Genomic DNA, 16,379 nt, shown 5'->3' on the forward strand with positions numbered 1-16,379 from the left:
AAGGTGAGAATCGTGTCAAAAAGGGCGTGTGTTGTGAAGCTCTTGCGCAAATTAGCGAGTTGTTAATCTAGGTTAACCATACGTTAACCAATAAAACGCAAGTTTGTGAGTGACGGTGGAAACGTCGGAGACCGCGATGAGGTCCATTCGAATCCTGAGCACCGGAATTCTGTTAGCCCTGTTGACGGTCTTGCCCGGCCGCGCAGAAACACCGAACGCACGTCCTGGTGCGATCGTGCCGGCGGCAGAGCGTGTCCAGGCGGTCGAGGCCAAACCGTTGCCCAAGCCAGCTCGGCAAGCCGATTCAGCGCCGGGCGACACCCTTCCTGATATCAAGACACAAATCGGTCAGATGATCCTGGTCGGGTTCGTCGGAAACTCAATCGACAAACGTGGATACGAGCGCGTGAAAGCCCAGCTTCAGGCGGGCGAAATTACAGGTGTGCTTTATCTTGGCAGGAACATTCTCGACCGGCACACCGTTGGAAAAATGAACGCAGGCCTCAACGCAGCAGCGCCTGCTCCACCGCTCATCGCGGTCGATCAGGAGGGCGGCGTTGTCCAGCGTCTTAAAGGGTGGCACCGGTTTCCCCAGACCGTGTCCGCGAAACGCATGGCACAAAGAGCGTCACCAGCCGACGCAGCGACCGCCTATGATCTTATGGCCGAAGCGCTCGCCGACTGGGGGTTCAATCTCAATCTTGGTCCCGTGGTGGACCTCGACAAAAATCCCAGAAACCCAATTATCGGCAGGCTTGGGCGGTCCTTTTCGAGCGATCCGGAGATCGTTGTGGCTTTTAGCGAAGCCTTTATCGACGCGCACAGGCGACACGGTGTGTTCACCGCGCTGAAGCATTTCCCCGGGCACGGGTCCAGTCATACCGATAGCCACAAGGGTGCCGTCGACATTTCCAGGACATGGTCTCCAGACGAACTGGAACCGTTCCGGCAACTTATCGCGAAAGACAAGGCCGATCTGATCATGACGGCGCATGTCCACAATAGAGGTCTTCAGGACAAGGGCGAGCGCAAACCGGTTTCGCTTTCCGAGACAGCGCTTGCAGGTGTCTTGCGGGGGGATCTGGGCTATGACGGGGTTATCATAACCGATGATCTGCAGATGGACGCGATCCGGAAGAACCACTCGTTCCGGGACGCGGTGGTAATGGCTGTCGAGGCGGGTACAGACATTTTGGTGTTTGCGAATGACAAACGTCCCGATCCCGAAGTTCCGGCCAAGGTCACGGACATTCTGGTAAAAGCCGCGGAGAGTGATCCGGCGCTCAGGCAGAAAATCGCAGCGGCCTATAAAAGGGTACGCGCGCTCAAGAGCCGGTTGAAAGTGTCTCCAATCCCGAAACCGGCCCCACGGCCATCCGGGCAGACGATTGCGGAGCCAACAGCAGATCCGGACCAAAAGGTGCTGACCCCGGAAGATGTCGACGCCTCCATTCGCAGCGTCCGGCTCGTGTTGCCCGAAGGGCTTGCGCTCTAGGGTCCGCATGCACAGCTGTCCGGCCTGGAAAGGGCGATCGACTGTTCATCATGCGAATGCGGCGGATAAATTCGGCATCTTCACGCAGGGCTACGGAATTCTTTCTCGGATTTGTCATCCCGGTTTGCCGCGCATGCGGCAAGACCGGGATCCAGTATGCCGTGTGGCTGTCGAAAGAAGAGGATGATTAGCCAAGAGTTTATTGGATTCCGGCCTTCCGCTGCGCTTCAGCCGGAATGACAAGCCTGGAAAACGTCGATCCCCCGACACGACCCATTTCCCGCGAAACCGAACAGCAGTGGCTCCGCACCAAGGCGCGGCTCAATAAAGCGAGCGCGGCAGCCAGGTGGCAAGAAGCGGGAACAGCCACAGGATCGCGACGGCAACTATCTGAAGCAGGATGAAAGGCACGACGCCCCGGTAAATCTGACCCGTGGTGATCTCTTTCGGCGCGGCCCCGCGCAGGTAAAACAGCGAGAAGCCGAAAGGCGGGGTCAGGAACGACGTCTGAAGGTTGATCGCGATCAGAACCGTTAGCCAGATCGGGTCGATGCCCATCAGGATGAGTGGTGGGATCAGCACCGGCAGCAAAATGACGGAGATCTCCACGAAGTCGAGAAAGAAGCCGAGTACGAACACGAACAGCATTGCGAAAATCAGCGCTCCGGTCGGCCCGCCCGGCATTTCGTTCAAGATTGCGTGCACCCGATCTTCACCACCGAGGCCAACAAAAACCAGGGAAAAGAAACTCGCCATCAGGATGGTTGCAAAGATCATCGAGGTGACGGTGAGTGTGGAAAGCAGGGATGCTGTTAAAAGGCCGTCCTTGAAAGCGGCCACCAGGATACGCAGCACGACCGCAAGGGCGAACACTGCCAGGCTTGCGTAGCTTGCCGCGAGCAGATAGCCGCCAAATGTAACGTCGGAGCGCTGCAGGCGCACAGGAAGCGCGGTTGCGGCAACGGCCAGAACGAGCAGCGCGAGCGTTGCCAGCACAATCAGCCTTGTGGAAACGCCGAGGCGGCGTCCGGCCAGCAGAATGGCGCCGATCGCACCGACAGAGGCGGCTTCGTTGGGAGACGCGATGCCGCCGAGGATCGATCCGAGAACGGCTATGATCAGCAAAATAGGCGGGACGATGGCGGCGGCTATTTCCTTTGTCGACGGATGGTCGACGTCCTCATGCATCGCCGGGGCATCACTCGGGAACAACCGGGCGCGGGCGAGAATGTAAACGCAATAGACCGCCACCAGCAGCAAGCCTGGCACCATTGCGGCAGCGAATGTCTGGCCGACCGAGATGGTCTCGATGGTGAACTTGCCCTGGGCATACTGCGCCTGCTGAAAGGCGTTGGACATGACATCGGCCAGAATGATCAGAAGCGTCGAGGGCGGGATGATCTGGCCGAGCGTTCCAGCGGTGCAAACCATGCCGGAAGCCAGCTTCGGATCGTAGCCATTGCGCAGCATCGTCGGCAGGGCGATCAGGCCCATTGCAACCACCGTTGCGCCGACAATCCCGGTGGAAGCTGCCAGCAGCGCGCCCACAAGCACGACCGAAACACCGAGACCGCCGTTCATGCGTCCGAAGAGGCGCCCCATTGTCTCAAGCAGTTCTTCGGCAATCCGGCTCTTTTCCAGGATGACGCCCATCAGAACAAAAAGTGGTATGGCGGTCAGAACCGGATTGATGAGGACGCCGAAGAAGCGCTGGCCCATTGCGCCCATGAGCTGGATATTGAAATCCCCCAGCATCCAGCCGAGAAGCGCAAATCCGGTGGCAACACCGGCTATCGTGAAGGCGACCGGGTAGCCAAGCAGGATGAAGGCGATCAGGGCACCGAACATGATGAGGTCGAGCGGCAGGCTCATGCGCCGGTCTCCCTCAGCTTCTGAATGTCACGGAGGAAGGCGGCAACACCCTGTATCAGCAGAAGCACACAATAGGCGGGAATGAGGGTTTTGAGCAGATAGGATGCCGGAATTCCTCCAACGGAAATCGGCCCTTCCAGGATTGCCCAGCTGCCGCGCACATAGGGCCAGGAAAACCAGAGCAACACGAGAAGTGCGGGTGTCAGCAAAAACAGGTGGCCGAAGAGATCGATCCATGCCTGCGTTCTCTCGGTACATTTGGCGTAGAAAATGTCGACGCGGACATGGGCGTTGACCAAAAACGTGTAGCCCGCGCCGAGCATGAACAGGGAGGCGTGGAAATAAAGAACGCCTTCATCTAGGAAGATGTAGCTGTAACCGAACACATAGCGCAGGAGCACGATTACGAATTGCAGGAGCAGCATGGCAAGCGCTGCCCAGCACAGCACGTTGCCGATGAGGAAATTGACGCGCTCCAGCACGCCCGCGAGTCGTTCCATTGCGGTTTATCCTGCCCCTGATGCCGGACCGTTTGGTTTCGTCCTTGCAGGACCTGCCCCTGCAATCCATATCTTGACCTTGCCGCGATTCGAGGTCGGTGGGGAAACCGAATGGTTCCCATGTTCAAGCCCACTGTTGTCCGGTTCCGAATGTACTATTGAGAGCATGCCGTTGAAATTACGGTACAATACCAGCGCCTCCAAGTCGGGACTCGGAATAGTTTCTCGGATTTGTCGTCCCGGTTTGCCGCGCAAGCAGCAAGACCGGGACCCAGTATTCCGTGTGGCCGGTGACTGAAAAAGACAGTCAGACAAGAGTTCACTGGATCCCGGCCTTGCGCTTCGCTCCAGCCGGGATGACAATCAATTCTGACAAGAACCGTCTATGTGTCTCTCCAACCACTAAAACTTAGCCGGAAAACCAACAGCTCACTGATACTTGTAATCGAGCAGGCGAGCATTCATCTGGCCGTTGTCCGCGTAGGGCATGTATTCATGCATCAAGGTGCGGTAGGCGAGGAAGCTTTCCGTTATGCGCTTGACCAGTTCATCATCGCTGGCACGAAGGTCCGCGATGACTTCACCCGCTGCATTGCCCATGGCAACGATAACTTCATCGGGTAGCTTGCGCACCATGACGTCATGCTCATCGACGAGCTGGGTCAGGGCCTGGGCGTGCTTTGTGTTGTACTCGGTCAGGACGTCGTTATAGAGGCTGGCGCAGGCCTGCGAGACGGCCGCTTTCAAGTCGTCCGGCAAGTCGTTATAGGCCTCCAGATTGACCGCGCATTCTTCGGCGGAAGACGGCTCGCCGACGCCAGGCCAGTAGTAGTTCTTGGCGATCTGGTAATAGCCGAGGGCGCTGTCGGTCCAGGGGCCGATGAACTCACCGGCGTCGAGCGCGCCTGACTGGAGCGCCTGGAACATTGCCGGACCGCTCATGGCCTGAACTGCCATGCCGAGCTTGGAGCACATTTCGGAGGCCAGACCCGTCGACCGGAATTTCAGGCCCTTAAGGTCATCGACGCTGTTGATCTCGGTGCGGAACCAGCCGGCCCATTGCGGACCGGAATTGCCACACAGGAACGGTTTCAGGTTAAAGCGGGCATAGATCTCATCGTAGAGCGCCTGGCCGCCGCCATGGATCAACCAGCCTGCCTGTTCCGGCGCGGTCAGGCCGAAGGGCTGGGATCCGAACAGCAGGATGCCCTTGGACTTCGAGCCCCAATAGGCCGGTACAGCGTGGTAAAGCTCAGCCGTGCCCTGGCCGACGGCGTCGAAGACACCATTGCCTGGAACGATCTCGCCGGCGGCGAAAAGCTGGACCTCGATGCGTCCGCCCGAGAGCGCCGTGATGCGGTCGGCCAGCATCTGTGCTGCGACGCCTGGCCCCGGAAGGTTCTTTGGCCAGGCGGTCACCATGCGCCATTGGCGGATATCCTGGGCGATGGCCGGTGTTGCCAGTGCCGTTGCTGCCGCTGCGGCTGTTCCAGCTGCACCGGCCTTTAGAAAATCACGTCTTTTCATCGATCTTCCCCTCGTTTCAAATGGTGGTCGGAGTGTCCTGCCGTTGTCATTGCCGTCCCAGTACTCCCGGCAGGTTGAGCCCCTGTTCCTTCGCGCAGTCCAGCGCGATCTCGTATCCGGCATCCGCGTGACGCATCACGCCGGTTGCCGGGTCGTTCCAAAGCACGCGCCCGATCCGCCTTTCGGCGTCGTCCGTGCCGTCGCAGCAAATGACCATGCCGGAATGCTGCGAAAAGCCCATACCGACTCCGCCGCCATGGTGCAGGGACACCCAGGTTGCGCCAGAGGCGGTATTTAGAAGTGCGTTCAAGAGTGGCCAGTCGGACACAGCGTCCGATCCGTCCTTCATGGCCTCGGTTTCCCGATTAGGCGAGGCCACGGAACCGGAATCAAGATGATCGCGCCCGATCACGATCGGTGCCTTCAGTTCCCCGTTGCGGACCATTTCATTGAAGGCGAGCCCGAGCCGGTGACGTTGTCCCAGACCAACCCAGCAGATCCTTGCCGGCAGGCCCTGGAAGGAAATGCGCTCCCGCGCCATGTCGAGCCAGTTGTGAAGATGCGTATCGTCCGGGATCAGTTCCTTCACCTTGGCATCGGTCCTGTAGATGTCCTCAGGGTCTCCGGAGAGAGCACACCAGCGGAAGGGGCCGATCCCGCGGCAGAACAGCGGACGGATATAGGCCGGAACGAAACCTGGGAACGCGAATGCGTTTTCCAATCCTTCTTCAAGCGCCACCTGGCGGATATTGTTGCCGTAGTCCAGCGTGGGCACGCCCTGGTTCCAGAAATCAACCATCGCTGCGACGTGAACTTTCATTGACGCCCGGGCGGCCTTTTCAACCTCTTTCGGATCGGTTTCCGCCTTTGCCCGCCACTCTGCCACTGTCCAGCCTTGCGGAAGATAGCCGTTTACCGGGTCATGTGCGGACGTCTGGTCGGTAACGATGTCGGGCTTGATACCGCGCCGGACGATTTCCGGAAACACATCCGCTGCATTGCCGATCAGGGCGACGGACTTTGCCTCTCCCGCCTTCGTCCAGCGATCGATCAGAGCCAATGCTTCGTCGAGGGAATCGGTTTTTTCGTCGACATAGCGCGTGCGCAAGCGGAAGTCCGCGCTTTTCTCATCGCATTCAACGGCGAGACAACAAGCACCTGCCATGACCGCGGCGAGCGGCTGTGCACCGCCCATGCCGCCAAGGCCACCTGTGAGGATCCAGCGGCCTTTCAGGTCGCCACCATAGTGCTGGCGCCCGGCTTCCATGAAGGTTTCATAGGTGCCCTGGACGATGCCCTGCGTGCCGATATAGATCCACGACCCGGCCGTCATCTGGCCGTACATGGCGAGGCCCTTCTTGTCGAGTTCGTGGAAATGATCCCAATTCGCCCAGTTCGGGACGAGGTTCGAATTGGCGATCAGAACGCGCGGGGCATCCTTGTGGGTCCTGAAGACCCCGACCGGTTTGCCGGATTGCACGAGCAGAGTTTCGTCTTCCTCGAGCTGCTTGAGGCTGGAAACGATGCGATCGAAATCGTCCCAGGTGCGAGCTGCCCGGCCGATCCCGCCATAAACCACAAGCTCATGCGGGTTTTCCGCGACGTCCGGATGGAGATTGTTCATCATCATGCGCAGCGGTGCCTCGGTCAGCCACGACTTTGCGTTCAGCTCCGTACCGGTTGGCGGATAGACGTCGCGGGCGTTGTGGCGGCGGTCAGTCATGATGCGCTCCCTCAAAAGTCTGATTTTGTTCGGCAAGTGCCGGAGCAAGGGCCTCTAGTGCGATCAGGATGTCTCTTAGATGCACGCGAAGGCGCTCCGCCTTTTCTTCGTCGTAGTCGAACGGCAGGTCCTCGCTCGCGAGATGTGTCTGCTGTGCGAGTTCCATCTGAACGGCATGAAAACCCGCGCCAGGGCGGCCATAGTGACGCGTTGTCCAGCCACCCTTGAAACGGCCGTTGAGAACGGCGGTATAGCCATTGGCTCTTTTCGTCCGGTCGAAAACGGCTGCTTCCACGTCCGGGGCGCAGGTGGCGCCATTGTTCGTACCGGTGTTGAAATCCGGCAAGACACCGTCAAAGAGGAAGGGAACCACTGAACGGATTGAATGGCAGTCATACAGAATCGCGACACCGTGTTCTGCCCTGACCCTCATCAATTCCGCCTCCAAAGCGGCATGATAGGGTGCATGCCAGGCAAGACGCCTTGCTTCGATTTCGGCGCTGTCCGGTTCGCCGCCGTCCTGATAAATCGGCCTGCCGTCGAAGTCAGTCGTTGGGCACAAGGTGGTGGTGTTCTGGCCGGGATAGAGGCTTACGCCTTCCGGATCACGGTTCGCATCGATGACGTAGCGATGGAAGTTTGCGCGGACCATGGTCGCACCGGGCAGAAGGCCGGTGTAAAGCCTGTCGACATGCCAGTCGGTATCGGCGCGTTTTTGCCCGCGCGCATTGAGGCTGCTCCAGATCGAATCAGGAACAAACGTGCCCGAATGCGGCACACCGAGAACGACAGGGCCGTTGCCCCTGATGACGTCAACCGGCTGCATACGCCGCTCCCAGCTTGATCATGTGATCGCCGGAGAGAACCGACACCAGAATCCTGGAGCGGACGAGTTCTGCCGCCTTGTCCAGGTCGGGCGCCAGATAACGATCTTCCTCAAGGGCAGGGACGTCAGCACGCAGTCTGTCGATAACGGACTGAAGGGCCGGACTTGTCGTCAGCGGCGCCCTGTGTTCGATGCCCTCGACCGCGCACAGAAGTTCCACGCCCAGAATGTGGGAAAGATTGGCGTTCATGCGGCCGAGGCGCCGTGCGCCATGGGCCGCCATGGAAACATGATCCTCCTGGTTGGCACTGGTCGGCGTGGAGTCGGTCGAGCAGGGATTGGCGAGGTGCTTGTTCTCGCTCATCAGGGCGGCGGTCGTGACCTCTGCGATCATCATGCCGGAATTCAGTCCCGGATCCTTGGCGAGGAACGGCGGCAGATCGAAAGAAAGGGTCGGGTCGACCATCAGGGCGATCCGGCGCTGCGAGATCGCGCCAAGTTCTGCCACCGCGAGTGCAATCTGGTCGGCGGCAAAAGCAACGGGTTCTGCATGAAAGTTGCCGCCCGACACGATCCTGTCGGCATCAATCAGGACGAGAGGATTGTCGGTCGCGGCATTTGCTTCGATTTCAAGAGTGGTTGCGGCCATGCGCATCAGGTCGACACAGGCACCGGCCACTTGCGGCTGACACCTGATGCAGTAGGGGTCCTGAACGCGTGTGTCGCCCTCCCGGTGACTTTCCCTGATCTCGGACCCGGTCATAATTTCCCGCATGGTCCGTGCGACCTCGATCTGGCCGCGGTGACCGCGCAGTTCGTGAATGCCTGCGAGAAGCGGTGCCGTCGAGCCCATGATGGCATCGGTGGACAGGCTTGCCGTGACAAGCGTTGCTTCGGCCAGCCGCCAGGCATCGAAGAGGCCGACAAGGGCGCAGGCGGTTGAGAACTGGGTGCCGTTGATGAGGCCGAGACCTTCCTTCGGACCTAGCACGACCGGGTGAAGACCTGCCTTTGAGAGGGCCGTACCACCGGGCATCCGCTCGCCATTCAAGACGGCTTCGCCTTCGCCGATCAGAACGGCCGTCATGTGCGCAAGAGGGGCCAGATCACCGGAGGCCCCGACCGAACCTTGCGAAGGGATGACCGGCGTAACGCCACGCTCAAGACAGTCCTCGATGAGTTGGAGAACGTCGAAACGAACACCGGAGGCGCCGCGACCTAGAGATAACAGTTTCAGAACCATCATCAGCCGCGTCGTTGTGCGGTCGAGAGCTTCGCCGACACCGCAGCAGTGAGACAGGATCAGGTTGCGCTGGAGTGTCTCCGTGTCTTCGGCGGCGATCTTGACGCTGGCGAGTTTGCCAAAGCCGGTGTTCACGCCGTAAACGGCTTCGGCACCGCGCGCTGCAGTTGCCACACGCTCGGAAGCCTGACGAATCGCGGTCTCTGAAGCCCTGTCGATACGGACCGGGAGTTCGTCCCGGTAGATACGTTCCAGGTCAGCGAGGGTAACGGAACCGGGTTGCAGGGTGAGGGCGCTCATTGGCAGCCTCCGAAAATGCGTTTTTCCAGGGAATTGAACCCGATTCGGTAGCTGAGCTCGGCGGGGTGCCTGACGTTCCAGACGGCAAGGTCCGCACGCATTCCTTCCTCGAGCGTACCCCGGTCTTCCAATCCCAGCGCTCTGGCAGCTTCCCTGGTGACGCCGGCCAGGGCTTCTTCGGGCGTCATGCGGAACAGCGTGCAACCCATGTTCATAGTGAGAAGCAGCGAGGCAAGGGGGGAGGAACCGGGATTGCAATCAGTGGCAAGAGCTATCGGGACCCGATGCCGGCGCAGAAGATCGACGGGTGGGAGTTGTGTCTCGCGCAGCGTGTAAAACGCACCGGGCAGCAGGACAGCGACGCTGCTGCTTTCCGCAAGTGCTTTCACACCGGTCTCGTCCAGATATTCAAGATGGTCGGCTGACAAGGCGCCATACGAAGCGGCCAGCGCCGTGCCACCAAGATTGGACAGCTGCTCGGCATGAAGCTTCACTGGAAGACCCAGCTGATTTGCCTTGTCGAAAACACGTGCAATCTGTTCGGGCGAAAAGGCAATTCCTTCGCAAAATCCATCGACAGCATCGACAAGGCCTTCCGCATGAGCCGCTTCCAGTGCAGGCAAGCAGATGTCTTGAAGATAAGCGTCCGGGCGATCTTTATATTCCGGGGGGACGGCATGCGCACCGAGGAAACTGGTGCAGACCTGAACGGGACGGACGTCCCCGATTTTTCGCGCGGTGCGCAGCATGCGCAACTCGGTTTCCAGATCGAGACCGTAACCTGACTTGATTTCAAGTGTGGAGACGCCTTCCGCGATCAGGGCGTCAACCCGGGAAAGCGCTGCAGCAAGGAGTTCCTCTTCACTGGCTGCGCGGGTCGCCCTCACTGTAGAGACGATGCCGCCACCGGCCCTTGCGACCTCTTCATAGGTTGCGCCTTCAAGCCGCATCTCGAATTCTCGGGCCCGGTCACCACCGAAAACAACATGGGTATGACAGTCGATCAGCGCAGGCGTCACAAGGCGGCCGCCAAGGTCTTCACGGGTCCAGTTCGCGAAATGCGCCGGCAGATCTTCGCCCTTGCCGACCCACGCGATTCGGTCGCCGTCCAGTGCCAGCGCGCCATCCTCAACCAAGCCGTAAGGCACATGTTCGCCGGCAAAGGTTGCCAGGTCGGCATTGGTCAGAATGTGCTGGGACAAGGACCATCTCCGGCTTGATTAGATTGCGTTATAAGATAATATGCATGCACATATTAACGTGTCAATGAAGGAAACGGCATGTCGATGGTCGCCGGAGCAACGATTTTTGCAGAGCAGGCGCTTCTGCCCGCTGGCTGGGCTAAAAACGTCGCCGTAACTATTGCCGAAGATGGCCGAATTTCCAGCGTCGACCGCGATTGCACACCGAGCGGAAACCGCGTCGGCATTCTCTTGCCCGCTCCGGTGAACCTGCACAGCCATGCGTTTCAGCGCGCAATGGCAGGTATGAGCGAAAAGCGGGGGAGCGAGGCGCGTGACAGTTTCTGGACCTGGCGCCAGATCATGTTCCGCTTCCTGGATGCGCTGAGCCCGGAAGATGTCGAAGCAATTGCCGCATTCGTGCAAATGGAAATGCTGGAGGCCGGTTACGCGGCCGTCGGTGAATTCCACTACCTTCATCACCAACCAGAAGGAACGCCATACCGGAACCTCGCCGAGCTGTCGGAACGGATCATTGCTGCAGCGTTTGAGACCGGTATCGGATTGACCCATCTTCCGGTGTTCTATCAGTTCGGCGGATGCGACAAGCGCCCGCTTGCACCGGGACAGATCCGCTTCGGCAATGATTTCGATCGCTTTGCACAACTGCACGAGTTGGCGGCGAAAGCGATAAACGCCCTGCCGGACGATGCGGTTCTTGGGGTGGCGCCGCATTCTCTTCGAGCCGTCGACGAGGACGGGCTTTCAATGGCGGTATCCCTGGCAGGCGAAAAACCACTGCACCTGCACCTGGCGGAACAGGTTGCGGAAGTCGAGGAGGTTCAGGCGGCACAGGGCTTACGGCCTGTGGAGTGGCTGCTCGACAATCAGGCGGTTGGCAAGAATTGGTGCCTGATCCACGCGACGCAGATGACCGCAGAAGAAACAATCGGGCTGGCCCGAACCGGCGCTGTTGCCGGCCTGTGTCCGATCACCGAATCAAGCCTCGGTGACGGGATCTTCGACGGTGTGCGTTTTCTCGACCATGGCGGGCGGTTCGGCGTCGGTTCGGATTCGAACATTCGTATTTCGCTGTCGGAGGAGCTCAGAACGCTGGAATATTCGCAGCGACTTCGGGACAGGAGCCGGGCAAGTGTTGCCACGACTGAGAAATCAACGGGCCGGGTTCTGTTTGAGGGTGCGGTTGCCGGCGGCGCGCAAGCCGCGGGCCGGTCGTCCGGAGCGTTAGCGGCAGGCTGCTTTGCCGATCTGCTTGCGCTCGACGAAACCGCCATCGATCTGGAGGGGCGGGAAGGTGACGAGATCCTGGACAGCTACATCTTTGCCGGCGATGACCGGATGGTGAGGGACGTCTGGTCCGCCGGACGGCATGTTGTCGTGCACGGAAAACATGTAAAAGGCGATGCAATCCGGGCACGCTACCGGGCTGCCATGAAATCGCTGCGCGCCAGACTGTAAGGGGACCACGTGACGCTGACGGACACAAATTCCTGGACGGGTATCCGCGAAGTGCTGCTGCGCCGGATCCATGACCGGATCTGGCAGCCAGGAGAGCAGATTCCGCACGAAGCGGACCTGGCGGAAGAGTTCGGCTGCGCGCGGACAACCGTCAACCGGGCGCTGCGGGATCTGGCCGACAGCGGCCTTGTCGTCCGCAAGCGCAAGGCCGGGACGCGGGTTGCGGTCAACCCGCCCCAACGTGCGACGCTCACCATTCCGATCATCCGGGAAGAGGTGGAGTCGATTGGCGGCTCATACCGGCATTCGGTATTGGAACGCGACCTGCGGCCATTGCCGGCGATGTTGCATGGCGCCTTTCAGGTGTCGCTCGGCGAAGACGTACTCTTTCTGAAGACGCTTCATTTTTCCAATGAGCGCCCCTACGCATTTGAAGAGCGTTATATCAATCTCGAAGCAGCGCCGGCTGCGCGAGACCTGTCATTCAAGGAGGTCAGTGCCAATGAATGGCTGGTGCACAACGCGCCCTACAGCCATGGCGACCTTTCCTTCTTTGCAGTCAACGCCGACGACAAGCTGTCAGGGAAACTGGATGCAGCGACCGGAACGGCGCTCTTTGCAATGGAACGCATCACCTGGGCAGGCGATTTGCCAATCACGCACGTCCGTCTGATCTTCGCGCCCGGCTACAGGATGCGCACGGAGATCTGATACGGACCGCCTGCGCGGCAAGTCTCAGCCAACGTCAGGAAGTTCCGCCGACCGACCTGATGCCGGCGATCATTTCCGGCGCGTCCCAGACGCGTTCGCCGATTGCACCCAGGGCAACCTTGCCATTGGTGTCGACGATGTATGTCACCGGCAGGCCGTGCAGGAACCACTTGGCCGGCATCTCCTTGTCGTTGTCGAGGAGAATCGACATGCCTTCGTGCTCGATTTCGTCCAGGAAGGCCTGGATCTTGTCCTGCCGGTCGCCGACATTGACAGCAAGAACCGCGTAGTCGTCGGTGCCAAGTTCGCGTCCGAGCCGGGCCAGTGTCGGCATTTCCTTGCGGCAAGGTGGACACCAGGTCGCCCAAAAGGAAACGACCACCGTCTTGCCCTGGTAATCCTGCAGTTGATGAACCTTGCCGGCCAGGTCCGGAATGTTGAGTTCGGCATTGACCTTGAAGGCCGGTTCGGCAAGACCGAGACTGCGGAAATCGACTTCCTGTGAAAACGCGGGCGTCGCTGAGGCCGCAAGAGCAGCGCTTCCTACCAGCATTTCCCGACGGCTCAACTTGATCATGTCAGCACCCTGCACCTGTCATCCTGTCACAAGGGAGGCGGAAAGGCGCAAAGCCGTATTGCCTCCGGTGCTTCACAGGTAATCGGTTCCGGACCGATCTCAACTACACGGATTTTCAAATTCAGGCGATGAGCAGACGGGTGCGTGACCTTCCTTCAGAGTTTCCAACAATCGCTAACCTTTGGAGGCTCTTGCAGAGGCGTCATCTACGCCGCCGACATAGACTGCCAAAGTCTTGGCTACACCAGACTTTTGCAGCATTTGCGCCGCCGTTCTGAATTCCCTGACAAAAACCGGATCGGAACTGAGCGGGCCGAACAGGTCGGGAATGTGCATATCTCCTTTTTGGGCAAAGACGCTGTCCGCCCAGGCTTTCAGGACCTCGGCCTTCTCATCCTCCAGTGCGAGTTTGCGCCCGTCTTCGTCTTCGCCAAAACAGAAACGGCACCAAAGCGCGGTCTCCAGGGCAAGGCCGGTGATCGGCAGGCCGCGATCGAGACGATCCTGGATGGTTGGCAGGATGAATTTTGGCTGGCGGTTCGACCCGTCGAGACAAAGGCGTGAAATCGTATCGCCGACCGCTCCGTTGGAGAAACGCTTCAGAACCGTATCCAGATAAGCTTCGAAACTGACATCCGGGATTTCCGGTACGGTTGGAAGAATCTCTTCGGTTTCAAGTTTTGCCAGGTAATTGCGGATCAGCGGATCGGCCATGGCATCATGTGCGAAATGGTGGCCCAGCAACGCTCCGGGATAGGCGATCGCGGCATGGCCGCCATTCAGGATGCGCAGTTTCATTAGTTCGTAGGGGGCAACGTCGGCGACGAACTCAACACCGACCTTTTCAAGTGCGGGACGGCCTGCGGGAAACTTGTCTTCAAGCACCCATTGCCGGAAAGGTTCGCAGACAACCGGGGCAGCGTCTTCCAGTCCGAAGGTTTCTTCGACAAGCGCGCGTTCGCGATCACCCGTTGCCGGTGTAATGCAATCCACCATGCCGTTCGGAAAGGCAACATTGGCAACGATCCAGTCGGCAGCCTCGTCGGACATAGCGCGTGCGTAGCCGACAACCGCCTGTTTGGCGATGTGGCCGTTTTCAGGAAGATTGTCACAAGACATGACGGTGAATGGCATCAAGCCGAGCGCCCTCCTTCTAACAAGTGCAGAAACAAGCACACCGAAGACTGTTTTGGGAGAGTCAGGGTTTTCAAGATCCGCCAGGATCTCCGGATTCGATACGTCAAAACCACCGGAATTCGGGTCGACGAAGTAACCGCCTTCCGTGATTGTCAGCGACACGATCCTGATATCCGGCTGGCACAGACGCTTAACCAAGATCCCCGGGTCGATCTCGACAAAGTCGATCATTGAACCGCAGATATGCGCATTCAGGCCATCCGGGTCGAGTTCAACGACCGTGGTGAGCCAGTCCTGCTCGCTCAGGCGTTCGCGCATGGCCTCGTCGTAGGGCATCAGGCCAGCGCCCACGATCGCCCAATCATACCCCTCGCCAGCTTCAAACAGTCTGTTCAGGTAAACAGCCTGGTGTGCGCGATGAAAGTTTCCGACACCGATGTGAAGGATGCCGGGCGACAGCTTTGCCCGGTCAAAGGCCGGCCTCGCGATTGAAGCGGGGAGGGAAGAGAGCGCAGTCATATCCAGTTTTTGTGGCATTGGTCAGCTCATCCAGTTACCGCCGTCGACATTGTAGGTCTGGGCCACGACGTAGTCGGCATCAGCGGACGCGAGGAAGACGGCCATTCCGGTGAGATCTTCCGCGGTCCCCATGCGTCCGTAAGGCACCGCTTTTCCAACTGCAGCCTTCTTCTCACCCGGTTGAAGCCCCTCGTAGCGGGCAAAGAGTGCGTCGACCCCATCCCAGTGTTCGCCGTCCACGACGCCCGGTGCGATGGCATTGACATTGATACCGTGCCGAATGAGGTCGAGGCCCGCGGATTGGGTCAGGCTGATAATGGCGGCCTTGGTTGCACAATAGACACCGACCAGAGCTTCGCCCCTGCGCCCTGCCTGGCTTGCCATGTTGATGATCTTGCCGCCGCTGCCGCGCCTGATCATGGATTTTGCCGCGGCCTGCAGCATGAAAAGAGAGCCGGCGACGTTGATGTCGAAGAGACGCTGGAAGCTGTCCCGGGTAATTTCAACGATCGGGGCAAGGTCGAAAAGGGCGGCGTTGTTGATCAGGATATCGATGCCACCGGTCCTGCTTTCGACTGCTGCGACGGCTGCATCGATCGAGTTCTGGCTCGTCACATCGAGATCCAGGGCATACGCCGAGGGGCCAATTTCAGCTGCGGTCGCCTCTGCCCTTTCAAGGTCAATGTCGGCGATGGCAACGGTCGCACCCTCTTGTACATAGCGTTCGGCGAAGGTCTTGCCGATGCCGCGCGCAGATCCCGTTATGAGAGCCGATTTTCCTTCAAGCCGCATTATGCGATCCTCAGGCCCTGGTTGTCGAAGCGGTGTATTTTGTCAGCTTCCGGCGTGAGATGGATTGTGTCTCCGTGCCGGAATGCGATGTCGCCGGGGGATCTGACGGTGACCGGTTCGCTGAGCCCTTCGACATCGACATAAAGGAAGGTGTCTGATCCCAGGTGTTCGGAGACGCCGACGGTTCCTGTCCACTTGCCCTCGGTGTGGGAGACAGTGAGGTGTTCCGGTCGGATGCCGATGGTGGCCGCGTCATATTCTGAGGAAAAGGCGCCCATCATGAAGTTCATCTTCGGCGATCCGATGAAGCCGGCGACGAACCGGTTGCGCGGGGTGTGGTAGAGCTCCAGGGGCGAGCCGACCTGCTCGATGATACCGGCCTGCAGCACCACGATCTTGTCGGCCATGGTCATGGCCTCAACCTGGTCATGGGTGACGTAGATCATGGTGGTGGCAAGGGTCTGGTGCAGTTCGGAGATTTCCAGGCGCATGTTGAC

General features: G+C 59.4%; 14 protein-coding genes. 3 read left to right on the forward strand and 11 right to left on the reverse strand.

Annotation, left to right across the window (positions count from 1 at the left end):
* The first annotated feature begins 136 nt into the window (after nucleotides 1-136).
* A complete protein-coding gene (locus RBB47_RS20755; protein ID WP_305987796.1) occupies nucleotides 137-1,495 on the forward strand; it encodes a glycoside hydrolase family 3 N-terminal domain-containing protein in 1,359 nt (452 codons plus the stop codon).
* A gap of 321 nt (nucleotides 1,496-1,816) precedes the next feature.
* On the opposite strand, the gene RBB47_RS20760 is transcribed toward RBB47_RS20755, so the two are convergent.
* The 7 genes from RBB47_RS20760 to hutI all read right to left on the reverse strand — a co-directional run bounded on the left by RBB47_RS20760 (nucleotide 1,817) and on the right by hutI (nucleotide 10,688).
* Complete coding sequence (locus RBB47_RS20760; RefSeq protein WP_305987797.1) at nucleotides 1,817-3,367, reverse strand: TRAP transporter large permease subunit; 1,551 nt, start codon at nucleotides 3,365-3,367, stop codon at nucleotides 1,817-1,819.
* A complete protein-coding gene (locus RBB47_RS20765; RefSeq protein WP_305987798.1) occupies nucleotides 3,364-3,867 on the reverse strand; it encodes a TRAP transporter small permease subunit in 504 nt (167 codons plus the stop codon). The genes RBB47_RS20760 and RBB47_RS20765 overlap by 4 nt, the downstream gene beginning before the upstream one ends.
* Before the next feature lie 429 nt (nucleotides 3,868-4,296).
* On the reverse strand, nucleotides 4,297-5,394 hold the full coding sequence (locus tag RBB47_RS20770; RefSeq protein WP_305987799.1) for a TRAP transporter substrate-binding protein: 1,098 nt from the start codon (nucleotides 5,392-5,394) through the stop codon (nucleotides 4,297-4,299).
* A gap of 46 nt (nucleotides 5,395-5,440) precedes the next feature.
* On the reverse strand, nucleotides 5,441-7,117 hold the full coding sequence (gene hutU / locus RBB47_RS20775; RefSeq protein WP_305987800.1) for a urocanate hydratase: 1,677 nt from the start codon (nucleotides 7,115-7,117) through the stop codon (nucleotides 5,441-5,443).
* Nucleotides 7,110-7,943, reverse strand: a complete 834-nt coding sequence (hutG, locus tag RBB47_RS20780; RefSeq protein WP_305987801.1) for an N-formylglutamate deformylase — start codon at nucleotides 7,941-7,943, stop codon at nucleotides 7,110-7,112. Before hutG ends, hutU begins: the two co-directional genes overlap by 8 nt.
* Nucleotides 7,930-9,486: a histidine ammonia-lyase gene (gene hutH / locus RBB47_RS20785; protein ID WP_305987802.1), complete on the reverse strand. Its 1,557-nt coding sequence runs from the start codon at nucleotides 9,484-9,486 to the stop codon at nucleotides 7,930-7,932. The genes hutG and hutH overlap by 14 nt, the downstream gene beginning before the upstream one ends.
* Nucleotides 9,483-10,688 (reverse strand): imidazolonepropionase, encoded by a 1,206-nt coding sequence (hutI, locus tag RBB47_RS20790; RefSeq protein ID WP_305987803.1) that lies wholly within the window; start codon nucleotides 10,686-10,688, stop codon nucleotides 9,483-9,485. The genes hutH and hutI overlap by 4 nt, the downstream gene beginning before the upstream one ends.
* 78 nt (nucleotides 10,689-10,766) lie before the next feature.
* Between hutI and RBB47_RS20795 the strand changes: the two genes are divergently transcribed.
* Both RBB47_RS20795 and RBB47_RS20800 read left to right on the forward strand, forming a co-directional pair.
* On the forward strand, nucleotides 10,767-12,146 hold the full coding sequence (locus RBB47_RS20795) for a formimidoylglutamate deiminase (protein WP_305987804.1): 1,380 nt from the start codon (nucleotides 10,767-10,769) through the stop codon (nucleotides 12,144-12,146).
* Between the two features lie 9 nt (nucleotides 12,147-12,155).
* On the forward strand, nucleotides 12,156-12,857 hold the full coding sequence (locus RBB47_RS20800) for a GntR family transcriptional regulator (protein WP_305987805.1): 702 nt from the start codon (nucleotides 12,156-12,158) through the stop codon (nucleotides 12,855-12,857).
* A 34-nt stretch (nucleotides 12,858-12,891) separates the two neighbouring features.
* On the opposite strand, the gene RBB47_RS20805 is transcribed toward RBB47_RS20800, so the two are convergent.
* From RBB47_RS20805 to RBB47_RS20820, 4 genes are all read right to left on the reverse strand, one after another.
* Nucleotides 12,892-13,434, reverse strand: coding sequence for a TlpA disulfide reductase family protein (locus RBB47_RS20805; protein WP_305987806.1), 543 nt, complete (start codon nucleotides 13,432-13,434; stop codon nucleotides 12,892-12,894).
* A gap of 174 nt (nucleotides 13,435-13,608) precedes the next feature.
* Nucleotides 13,609-15,108 carry a mannitol dehydrogenase family protein gene (locus RBB47_RS20810; RefSeq protein ID WP_305987807.1) on the reverse strand — a complete coding sequence of 500 codons (1,500 nt, stop codon included), beginning with the start codon at nucleotides 15,106-15,108 and terminating at the stop codon, nucleotides 13,609-13,611.
* Nucleotides 15,109-15,111: 3 nt separating this feature from the next.
* Nucleotides 15,112-15,885: an L-iditol 2-dehydrogenase gene (locus tag RBB47_RS20815; protein ID WP_305987811.1), complete on the reverse strand. Its 774-nt coding sequence runs from the start codon at nucleotides 15,883-15,885 to the stop codon at nucleotides 15,112-15,114.
* A partial coding sequence (locus RBB47_RS20820; protein WP_305987808.1) for an ABC transporter ATP-binding protein occupies nucleotides 15,882-16,379 on the reverse strand: 498 nt, incomplete at its 5' end. The genes RBB47_RS20820 and RBB47_RS20815, both read right to left, overlap by 4 nt.

This window comes from Roseibium sp. MMSF_3544, from assembly GCF_030732845.1.
Taxonomy (GTDB): Bacteria; Pseudomonadota; Alphaproteobacteria; order Rhizobiales; family Stappiaceae; genus Roseibium.

What these genes read in the sequence shown, in the direction of transcription:
- hutH (WP_305987802.1), bottom strand. Translation starts at nt 9,486, where the DNA reads ATGAGCGCCCTCACCCTGCAACCCGGTTCCGTTACCCTCGCTGACCTG.
- RBB47_RS20760 (WP_305987797.1), bottom strand. Translation starts at nt 3,367, where the DNA reads ATGAGCCTGCCGCTCGACCTCATCATGTTCGGTGCCCTGATCGCCTTC.
- RBB47_RS20805 (WP_305987806.1), bottom strand. Translation starts at nt 13,434, where the DNA reads ATGATCAAGTTGAGCCGTCGGGAAATGCTGGTAGGAAGCGCTGCTCTT.
- RBB47_RS20795 (WP_305987804.1), top strand. Translation starts at nt 10,767, where the DNA reads ATGTCGATGGTCGCCGGAGCAACGATTTTTGCAGAGCAGGCGCTTCTG.
- hutG (WP_305987801.1), bottom strand. Translation starts at nt 7,943, where the DNA reads ATGCAGCCGGTTGACGTCATCAGGGGCAACGGCCCTGTCGTTCTCGGT.
- hutU (WP_305987800.1), bottom strand. Translation starts at nt 7,117, where the DNA reads ATGACTGACCGCCGCCACAACGCCCGCGACGTCTATCCGCCAACCGGT.
- RBB47_RS20770 (WP_305987799.1), bottom strand. Translation starts at nt 5,394, where the DNA reads ATGAAAAGACGTGATTTTCTAAAGGCCGGTGCAGCTGGAACAGCCGCA.
- RBB47_RS20810 (WP_305987807.1), bottom strand. Translation starts at nt 15,108, where the DNA reads ATGCCACAAAAACTGGATATGACTGCGCTCTCTTCCCTCCCCGCTTCA.
- RBB47_RS20765 (WP_305987798.1), bottom strand. Translation starts at nt 3,867, where the DNA reads ATGGAACGACTCGCGGGCGTGCTGGAGCGCGTCAATTTCCTCATCGGC.
- RBB47_RS20755 (WP_305987796.1), top strand. Translation starts at nt 137, where the DNA reads ATGAGGTCCATTCGAATCCTGAGCACCGGAATTCTGTTAGCCCTGTTG.